This window comes from Rurimicrobium arvi (genome assembly GCF_039540495.1).
Lineage (GTDB): Bacteria > Bacteroidota > Bacteroidia > Chitinophagales > Chitinophagaceae > Rurimicrobium > Rurimicrobium arvi.
Map to the genome: position 1 here is coordinate 105,755 of NZ_BAABEZ010000018.1, position 10,085 is coordinate 115,839.

Here is a 10,085-nt window from a genome sequence, read left to right on the forward strand (position 1 = left end):
ATGAAACTACGTACTTCCGGACTCGTACCGATACCGCTGAAAGATCGCTTATCCGCACGGCAATCGGACATATGGTCTCAATCGCTGGAGCTGGAAAAAGGCCGGTACCTTTCTGTGCTGGCACCTTCGGGCACCGGCAAAACCACGCTGATCCAAAGTCTGTATGGTATACGCCGCGATTACGAGGGGGCTATTTTCTGGGGCGATCAGAACCTGAGAACTGTCACGGAGGAAGAGCTTGCACATTTAAGAAGCACACAGATCAGCATTATCTTCCAGGATATGCGGCTATTTCCGGATTGCACCGCATGGGAAAACCTGGAGATCAAGCGCAGTCTTACCAATACGGTAAGCCCGGAACAGGTAAGCGAATGGATGCTGCAACTCGGTATTGCGGATAAAAAGAATGCGCCTGCAGCGCAGATGTCTTATGGGGAACAGCAGCGCCTGTCCATCATCCGGGCTTTACTGCAGCCGTTTTCTTTCCTGCTGATGGATGAGCCTTTCAGTCATCTGGATAAGCGGAACACACGTATCGCATCCGGACTGATATTATCCGTGGTGCAGCAGCACAATGCTGCATTGCTGTTAGCGGACCTGGACGAGAACGACTTTTTCCCTTACCACCAAACGCTGCAACTGTGAGCGAAGCAAAAGGCATATTAAAAAAGCTGCTGTTACGCGGTGGCGGGAAAAGCAGGCTTGCAGGCGCCTGGATCACCCTGGTGGCGGGTTGCCTGCTACTATTCGTCTCCGTGGAACTCTGGTCCACATTCCGCGACATCCTGGACGGAAGGCGCAGCCAGGATAGCCTCGGCAGCACATTCCTGACTATCAGCAAGAAGGTGGAAGATGCCAGCATGGCCGATAAAAACGCCACCACTATTTCCGATCAGGAATTAACGACCATTACCCGCGCACCCCAGGTACAGGATGCCGGCAAATTGACGCCGGCCAATTTTAAAGTGGCTGCCAGCCTCGGCTACGGACCGATGAGCTTCTATACGCTCCTGTTTCTGGAGGCGGCTCCGGATCGCTTTATGGACCAGATTCCGGGACGCTGGAACTGGAAAGAAGGTGATCGTACGATACCCATCATTCTTTCCCGCGATTTCCTGAATATGTACAACTACATATTTGCACCGAGCCAGGGACTACCCTTACTTTCCGAAGAATCGGTAAAAGCGTTGGGCTTCACACTTACAATGGGCGAAGGACCGATGCAGCAGGAATATCAGGCGCAGGTGGAAGGATTTTCCGACAGGATATCGTCGGTGCTCGTACCCCAATCGTTTATCGATTACGGGAACCGCCACTTCAGCAGCAATGGAACCGTTCATGTGTCGAGACTTATCCTTAAAGTGAAAGATCCGAGCGACAAAGCGTTTACGGGCTTTCTTTCAGACCATCATTACACCACCAATGCAGAGCAGTTGCGTTTCAGCAAAATGCGTTCCGTTGTGGAAGCGGTTTCCGCGGGGACCGGAGTCATTGCACTATTACTGATGTTCGTGAGCGGTCTTGTATTCGTACTGTTTATAGAGCTCACCATGGCCAAAGCACAGGAATCCGTGAGACTGCTGTTGCAACTGGGATATAGTCCCGCACAATTGCGGCTCTTCCTTACACGCCGGTATGTACCACTGATGCTCAGTGCGGTGACGTTGAGCCTTATATTGACGGTGTTGTTGAAGTCACTGGCTGCACAAAGGCTGAAAAGCCTGCAACTGGAAATCGACCTGTTTCCCGGTTTATATGTGTGGATCGCCGTAGCCCTTTCCTGCCTGTTGCTGCTCTGGCAAACCATCCGTTCCATTTCACGGTCCCTGAAACAGTAACGAATAACCAGCCGGTTTACACGTGGTAAGCGACCCGTGTAGACGCCGATCGGTTTCTATTGGTAACTTTGTATCTTAAATGCAGTACAATGGACCGGAAATCGTTCCTTAAAAAAGCAGGCTTATTATCCATGATACCTTTCAGCAACAATCTGCAGGCGCTCGGACAAATTGCGTCTTCGTTTGCTCCCTCTCCGAAAATGCCCGTGCTGTTCCTCGGCCACGGAAGCCCGATGAATGCGATTGAGGAAAATGAGTTCGTGCAGGGATTCCGGAAAGTTGCAGCAACATTGCCGCATCCGAATGCTATTCTCTGTATTTCCGCTCACTGGTTTACACATGGCACCAAAGTGACGGTGATGGATATGCCGCGCACTATTCACGATTTCGGAGGGTTTCCGCGTGCACTTTTCGAGGTGCAATACCCCGCGAAAGGCAGTCCTGAACTGGCCCGTGAAACCCAAAAACTGCTGCAGCCTGTTGCTGTGGAACTGGATGATAAATGGGGGCTCGACCATGGAGCCTGGAGCGTGCTGACGCACCTGTACCCGAAAGCCGATATCCCGGTGATACAGATGAGCATCGACTATACCAAAGGTCCGGAATACCATTATGAACTGGCACGGCAATTGCAAAGCCTGCGTTCGCGCGGCATCCTGATTGTGGGAAGCGGAAACATCGTGCACAATCTGGGGCTGGTGGATTTCCGCAACATCAATAAAGACAATTATGGATTTGACTGGGCTGTGGAGAGTCGCGACAAGATCAACAAATGGCTCCTGGACGGCAATTTCGATCCGATCGTACAGTATGAAAAGCAGGGACGCGCGATACAACTGGCAGTACCGACTCCCGATCACTACCTGCCTCTTGTATATGCATTAGCGCTCAAAGGGGAGAAAGAGTCGCTTAGCCTGTTTAACGACAAAATGGTCGGCGGATCTTTAAGCATGACTTCGGTAAAGATCAGTTAGCCCCGGCATCATAATCAATATGCAGCAACCGGAAGAACGTTTCTTCACTCAATTCGATTACTGTTCCCGGTTTCATATCTCCGAGCAAAATGTCTTCAATTGCCACCCGGATCAGTCTGCGGCAGCGATGGTGCACCGTAGACACCATTTTCCGCACCTGGTGGTATTTCCCCTCACAGAGACTGATGAGCAGCCAGCTGCTGGGTATATGCGCCGGTCGTTGATCGGCAATTCCGAATTCAGCAAGCGGGTCTTCCACCAGACGGACAGATACAGGCCCTGTGTGATGCGGCAATCCGTCGGCAGCAATAAAAGATACTCCCTCCTGCAACAAACGCAGGCGCTCGGCACTGATCCTGTTCTTGACCATTACCAGATAGTCACGGCGATGCGGAACAGGGCCTTCAAACAACAGCCGTGTAACCTTTTTGTTGGTCGTAAGCAGCAGTAAGCCTTCCGAATCCTTATCCAGACGCCCAATTGCATGCGTTCCTTCCGGAAACGGGAAATCAATGGCACCCAGCAACGGCACCGCATCAGCGCTGATGAACTGCGATACCATATTGCGCGGCTTATGCAGAACGAAATAGCGGTGCTTATTCATGATTTACCGAATGACGCCTTGCCAGCTTCAGGAAGCGTGTACACAGGAAAATAGAAGAGAATGTGAGTCCGATGATAAATCCGAGCCACACGCCGGGTGCGCCCAGATGAAAAACAAAGGCAAGCGCATACCCGGACGGGATACCCAGCACCCAATATGCGATAAAGATCAGCACAGTTGGAACCTTCACGTCTTTGAGTCCGCGCAGCAAACCGGCACCGATCGCCTGCGTGGCATCCGATATCTGGAAAACCGCCGCAAGTATAAACAGCAGCGCCGCCATTGATACCACTTCCGTTTCCCGGTTGAACAGATACGGCAACTGGTTGCGTAAGGTCACAAACATCAGCGCACAGAATACACCATAGATCAGCGCACAGATCAGCGTGGATTTACCGATCAGGGAAATCTTCCTGAAATTACCAGCACCGTATGCATTGCTCACACGGATAGATCCGGCCTGGGCCAGGCCCATTGATACCATAAACGTAAATGCGGCGCAACTGAGCGTGATCTGATGCGCTGCCTGCTCCACCGCACCGATAGTGCCGATAATAATACCGGATACCGCAAAGGCTCCGGCCTCCATGCCGATCTGCAATCCGCTGGGCACCCCGATGCGCAGTAATTCCATAAACGTCTGACGACTGAAATACCACTGTGATTTGCGGACCGCGATGTACTTGCGGTACAGCTTATGCCGCAGGATCACCGCACCCAGTGCGAAAAAAATAATTGTACGCGTGATCAGCGTGCCGTAAGCCGCCCCCATGATCTCCATTCTCGGGAAACCCAGGTTGCCGTAGATCAGCACCCAGTTAAGGCCGACATTGATAGGTAATGCCAATACCGACAACACCATCGCAGTACGCGTATGCTGTAATCCGTCGGTGAACTGCTTCAATGCCATAAATAACAGCATGGGAATCAACGACAGGCTCATTACCTGCAAAAACGGGATTGCAAGCCGTGCAACTTCCGGGTCCTGATTCAGGTGCAGGATGATATTACGCCCGAAAAAAAGACTCAATGCAATGAACACGGAAAAAAATGTACACAGCCAGAAGCCATTAAAAAAATAATGCGATACCTTTTTATTATCGTGCTGTCCCTGGGCCATAGACACCATCTGTGCAATAGACATCGTCATACCAATACCCAGTACAAATGGTATACCCAGTACATTCAGCACCAGGGACGAGGCAGCAAGCTGCACGTGGCTGATACGACCGATCATAGCCGTATCCAGCAGATGCAAGGCCATCTGCGCCAGTTCACCAAAAATAATAGGCATGGCCAGCTGCATTGTCTGACCGGCTTCCTTCCTCCATTCCATAAAAACTACTGAATCTTCAAAAACAAGAACCTGCGAAGTTAATGGATCGGCGGCAGAAATCAGGGATGAACAATAAGCCATAATGTTCATTTTCTACTGAAAGAACTAGCTTTGCGGCATGTTACAGCTCGATCTGAAAGGGAAAAATGCACTGATCGCGGGAAGTACCCAGGGAATAGGCCTGGCGTCCGCCGTAATGCTCGCCGGTATGGGAGCCAATTGTACACTTATTGCACGCAATGAGGAATCTTTGAAAGAAGCTGTAAGCAAGCTGCCTGCAGCACAGGGCCAGCAGCACGGCTATCTGGTTGCCGATTACTCCCGTCCGGAGGAAGTGCGCAGCGTAGTTCAGGATTTTATAGCCGCGGGAAATGCGATACATATTCTTATCAACAACTCCGGCGGCCCGGCAGCGGGTCCGGTGGTAAGCGCGCAAACCGATGCATTCCTGCAGGCATTCAACCAGCACCTGATCTGCAATCATATTGTTTCCGGACTCGTGCTGGATGGCATGAAAGCGGCAGGGTACGGACGTATCATCAATATTATTTCCACTTCAGTGAAAATACCATTGAAAAACCTGGGGGTTTCGAATACGATCCGCGGAGCGGTAGCATCCTGGGCTAAAACGATGGCCAATGAAGTAGCGGCTTACGGAATTACGGTAAACAACGTATTGCCCGGAGCAACGGCAACCGGACGCCTGAGCAGCATTATCGACAACAAATCTGCAAAAACCGGGATGGATAAAGATGAAGTTGCCCAAGAGATGCTCGCAGAAATCCCTGCCGCACGTTTCGGAACACCTGAGGAAATTGCCTCCGTCATTGCCTTTTTAGCAAGTCCGGCCGCCGCGTATGTGAACGGCACAAGCATCCCTGTAGACGGTGGCAGAACCGGAAGTATTTGATTGTTAGCATTATGAACTATCTGAAGCCCGGCCCTTGCGCCGGGCTTTTTTCGTGCTGTCACCAACGATTTGATCGCAGGATTCGTCTCTTATATCGAATAGGTTTACGAGGTTACTTTTTCATGATTTTTTTTTAGTAACTTCAGTAACTTTTTGCATACTGATAAACCTTAATTGATTTTCGCAAAACAATTATCTATGAAAAATTTTTACTACCGTATCGGAGGTTTGTTTGCCGGCCTTTTCCTGGCTGTGCAACCTCAGGCTAAAGCCCAGCTATCGGGAACGGAAGCATTTTTACAGGGAGATCACGTAGAAGTGGGTATTGCTACCAACGGTGCATTCGGAAGCGGTACAAATGCTCCCGCGGGATATCATCCCCGTGGAGCAGGATCACTTCTCGGATTCATTGCCGATCCTGATAAAGATGGCTGGACTGTCGGAACGCCGGATTATTTCGGAGATTACTTTCTTCCCGGCTCTCCCCAGGAGGGATGGGACATACAATATAACGGAGTCTGGGCTAAAGCATGGAGAGGTTCCGGCGCCACTTCCTTTACGGGCGGACTCACAGGATCCTGCACCGCGTATTCCGTAGTCGGAGACCGCATAAGTGCCACCTGGGAGGGAACTTCAGGTCCCCTTAAGATCCGGGCCGTCACCACACTCAGGAAAGACAAGGTTTATTTCATTACAAAAGTGACCGTCAAGAACACGAGCAGCTCCACTGTGAACCGTGTCTATTATGAGCGCACAGTTGACCCCGACAATGAGGTGACCGTTGGTGGCGGATACGTAACCATTAATAAATTCGAATACCAGCTCCCGAATAAAAGCCAGAAAACCCTGGTGTCCGCCACCGGACAGACTTTCGGAGCCTACCTGGGCCTTGGCACCAAAGACTGCCGTGCAAAACCTTATATCGTTATTGCCGGACTGGAACCCACGGATTCCCTGAGCCAGATATTCAACGCCAACTCCAAACAAATCAACAATACGATCCTGGATATCGACACACCGGATACCGCTTACATCAATGACGTAGGTATTGGCGTGGTGTTCAACCTCGGCAATCTGGCCCCCGGCGACAGTACCAACCTGTCTTATGCCTATGTGTTGAGCAAAGACGACCTGGATTCTGCATTTGCGGACATTTCTCCAGTATGGGAATATGAAGGAACGCTGTATGAGTCCGGTGACACCGTGAAACTCTGCCGTGCAAAAGGATCTCCGACGATCCGTCAGGACCTGAACATCGCTTACGGAAGCGGCTATTCCTGGACCTGGAGTGCGAGACCGGGACTATCCAATCTTACCGGAACCGACAACGAGATTGATCTGGGGATGAATACCGTTACTTATGTAGCGAAACCAAATGAAGCATTCGGATGTGTAGACTCTATGGTGATCACGATTCAGCCATTCCAGATCCCTGATCCGCCAGCTGTCGTATCCCCGGTTACCTACTGCCGGTTCGGATCTGCAGCGCCGCTCTCTGCAAGCGGGCTTCCGGGCGCTACCATGCTGTATTATACCAGCGCTACCGGCGGCACCCCGGTTACCTCGCTTATCCCAAGCACGAATATCGCAGGCACTTACACATTCTATGCTTCGCAACTCAATGGCATTTGCGAAAGCGGACGCACTCCTATTACGATTATTGTGAACCCGATCCCTGCAATCGACTCCTTTACATCCAGCGACCCAACCTATTGCGGCGCTAAAGACGGATGGATCCGATTCAAAGTGGATCATCCCGGTACAACTTATACCGTTTATTACGATTTTAACGGCAAAGGACAACCTGCCGTAACCGCCACTTCAGACGGAGACGGCTATATACTGCTGAGCGGACTTGTTCGCGGTTCCTACACAGCGATTTATGTGGTGAATTCGTTTGGCTGCGTGAGTACTACTTACTTCGGGCCTATTGATCTGCTCGGACCCACCGGCCCGTCTCCTGTTATTTCCAATAACGGACCTTTATGCGCCGGCGATACGCTGAAACTCTTTACTGCAGTGCGGGCGGAAACCGATTACCTGTGGACCGGACCCGATGGATTTACCTCCACCGAAGCCCAGCCTCAGCTGGTTGTTACCAGCGCTTCCGGAGGAATTTATTACCTCGTTACCACCTACAAGTTTTGTCAGTCTGACCCGGCTATGACCACGGTAGTAGTTGCTCCTTCTCCAGGTGATCCGAAACTGAAAGATCAGAATCTCTGCGAAGGAAGTCTGCTTAATGTGGAAGTGCTCGCGGAACCATTTACCGATTATATATGGAACGGCGGATTTGACGGATTCACTGCAAACACTGCTTCGTTCAAACGTCAGAATGTTACGAAAGATAATGCAGGCAGATATATCCTCACTGCACGTACCGAAACAGGATGTCTGCGTTCGGACACGATGTATGTTACCGTTGATGAGCGAGTGACCTTATCCGTATCTGCAGACACTGCGTTCTGTTACGGAGACACCATTTCGCTCATTGCCACAACGAATACAACCAATATTTTCTGGTCGCCTTCCACCGGCATGAACGATTCCACTTCCAGAACGCCCCGCATCAGTCCGGCCGGCTCCACCAAATACACGGTAACCGCGAAGAGCGACCACGCCGCCTGTCCGGATACATCGGGTCAGGTTTCCGTAACGGTGATCCCCACTCCACAGGTTACCGGATATGATACACTGGTGCGCATGAACATTCCTTATACATTGCTGCCCACTTATGGTCAGGATGTGGTGAAATACAGATGGGAACCTGCTGACAGTCTTTCCTGTGCCAACTGTCCCAACCCTGTGTTCAACTCCAGCAAGGACATGACCTACATCATCTATGCTTCCAATACGCAGGGATGTACCGGACATGACACCATGATCGTTCGCGTATTCTGTGATGGTGCAAACATCACGATGCCGAACGCCTTCACCCCGAACAATGATGGCACTAACGACATCTTCTATGTACGCGGAACCGGATTCACCGTGAAGAGCTTTGCTATCTACAACCGTCTGGGTCAGGAAGTGTTCCGCAAAGAAAACTTCAATGCCAACGATCCTAAGTTCGGATGGGATGGTACCTTCAACGGACAAGCCATCAGCGATGCATCCGGATTTGTCTATATGCTCGAGGCAGTATGCCTGCACAGCAACAATGAACCGATCCTCATCAAAGGAACGGTATTGATGATCAAATAATCTTTTTTGAAAAAGCCCTTCCGTCTGCAGAGACGGGAGGGCTTTCATCCTCTCTTTAAAACGACCGTTATATGAATCGCAGAAGATTATCCTTGCTTGCTTTCCTGATCAGTGCCTCTGTTGCTGCGCATGCACAGGATGTGCACTACTCTCAATACTTTGTTGCACCTCTTTCCGTGAACCCTGCCCTTACGGGATTTATGGATGGCACCCTGCGTGCGATGGTCAACTACAGAAGCCAGTGGGCCAGTGTGAACAACGCTTTCACCACCGGCACCTTATCTGTTGACGGTAATATCCTGCAGAGCAAGATCCCCGCAAACGACAGGCTGGGTGTGGGACTGCAGGTGATCAGCGACAAGGTGGCCGACGGACTCCTCACCAACAACTATGTGAGCGCCAGCGCCGCCTACCATAAAGGCTTCGACAAAGAAGGCAATTACAGCCTCGGTATCGGCATACAGGGTACTTATTCGCAGAGAAGCATTGATGCGGCCAAACTGGTATTCAACGACCAGCTGGATGCCTACGGCAATTTCTCACAGACTTCCGCAGATGCCGCAGCCAAATCCGACGGACTCAGACGCAATTACTGGGATGTAGCCATCGGCGGGGTGTTTAAGGCACGCATCAATGAGAAGCAACAGTTTTATATCGGCATGTCGGCCTATCACCTCGCATCGCCTAAGGTTACGTTTATGAGCAACCAGCAGCTGACCGTACCTACACGCATCACCTGGAACGGGGTCTATGAAGCGCGGCTCGGCGATATGGTTTCCATCAGCCTGCTGGGTATGTACTCCAAACAGGAGCAGGCATCGGAAGGCGTGTTCGGAACTATTCTTACGATCGGCAAATCCTGGAGGGAGTTCGACAAAACGCCCGTGTTCTATGCCGGTATGCTGTACCGTACCAAAGATGCGCTGATACCTTACGTAGCTGCAGAATACCTGGATATACGGCTCGGCGTGAGTTACGACTACAACAACTCCAACCTGAATGCAGCCACCAAAGGCCAGGGAGGTGCGGAGATATCCTTATCTTATCTGCTGCGTATTCCGCCGAATAAAAAGATCATCTACCTCTGTCCGAACAATCCGAAGTTCTAGCACAGGCACTGTATCAATAGCTCCGGTCCGCAACTTCGTTGCGGACCTTTTTTGTAGTTGCACCGGGTCTGAAGTACTTATTTACATCTCTCCGGTCAGATGACCGGCAT

The 10,085-nt window shown here is 51.0% G+C and carries 8 protein-coding genes; 6 read left to right on the top strand and 2 right to left on the bottom strand.

The window, feature by feature from the left end; all coding sequences use genetic code 11:
* The 3 genes from ABD846_RS06590 (at nt 1) to ygiD (ending at nt 2,812) form a co-directional block, all read left to right on the top strand.
* The gene (locus ABD846_RS06590) at nt 1-645 is read left to right on the top strand and encodes an ATP-binding cassette domain-containing protein (RefSeq protein WP_344824176.1); all 645 of its coding nucleotides are present in this window, start codon (nt 1-3) and stop codon (nt 643-645) included.
* Complete coding sequence (locus tag ABD846_RS06595; protein ID WP_344824179.1) at nt 642-1,838, top strand: FtsX-like permease family protein; 1,197 nt, start codon at nt 642-644, stop codon at nt 1,836-1,838. The genes ABD846_RS06590 and ABD846_RS06595 overlap by 4 nt, the downstream gene beginning before the upstream one ends.
* Before the next feature lie 89 nt (nt 1,839-1,927).
* Entirely contained in the window at nt 1,928-2,812 is an 885-nt protein-coding gene (gene ygiD / locus ABD846_RS06600) for a 4,5-DOPA-extradiol-dioxygenase (protein WP_344824182.1), read from the top strand.
* Here the strand turns inward: ygiD and ABD846_RS06605 are convergent.
* Complete coding sequence (locus ABD846_RS06605; RefSeq protein WP_344824185.1) at nt 2,805-3,416, bottom strand: pseudouridine synthase; 612 nt, start codon at nt 3,414-3,416, stop codon at nt 2,805-2,807. The two genes, ygiD and ABD846_RS06605, sit on opposite strands and share 8 nt — an antisense overlap.
* The gene (locus tag ABD846_RS06610; protein WP_344824188.1) at nt 3,409-4,752 is read right to left on the bottom strand and encodes an MATE family efflux transporter; all 1,344 of its coding nucleotides are present in this window, start codon (nt 4,750-4,752) and stop codon (nt 3,409-3,411) included. The genes ABD846_RS06605 and ABD846_RS06610 overlap by 8 nt, the downstream gene beginning before the upstream one ends.
* 118 nt (nt 4,753-4,870) lie before the next feature.
* Here ABD846_RS06610 and ABD846_RS06615 point away from each other — a divergent pair, with 118 nt between their 5' ends.
* The 3 genes from ABD846_RS06615 (at nt 4,871) to ABD846_RS06625 (ending at nt 9,975) form a co-directional block, all read left to right on the top strand.
* Nucleotides 4,871-5,662: an SDR family oxidoreductase gene (locus ABD846_RS06615; RefSeq protein ID WP_344824191.1), complete on the top strand. Its 792-nt coding sequence runs from the start codon at nt 4,871-4,873 to the stop codon at nt 5,660-5,662.
* A 198-nt stretch (nt 5,663-5,860) separates the two neighbouring features.
* Nucleotides 5,861-8,866 carry a T9SS type B sorting domain-containing protein gene (locus ABD846_RS06620; RefSeq protein WP_344824194.1) on the top strand — a complete coding sequence of 1,002 codons (3,006 nt, stop codon included), beginning with the start codon at nt 5,861-5,863 and terminating at the stop codon, nt 8,864-8,866.
* Between the two features lie 71 nt (nt 8,867-8,937).
* On the top strand, nt 8,938-9,975 hold the full coding sequence (locus tag ABD846_RS06625) for a PorP/SprF family type IX secretion system membrane protein (RefSeq protein ID WP_344824197.1): 1,038 nt from the start codon (nt 8,938-8,940) through the stop codon (nt 9,973-9,975).
* The last annotated feature ends 110 nt before the right edge of the window (nt 9,976-10,085 follow it).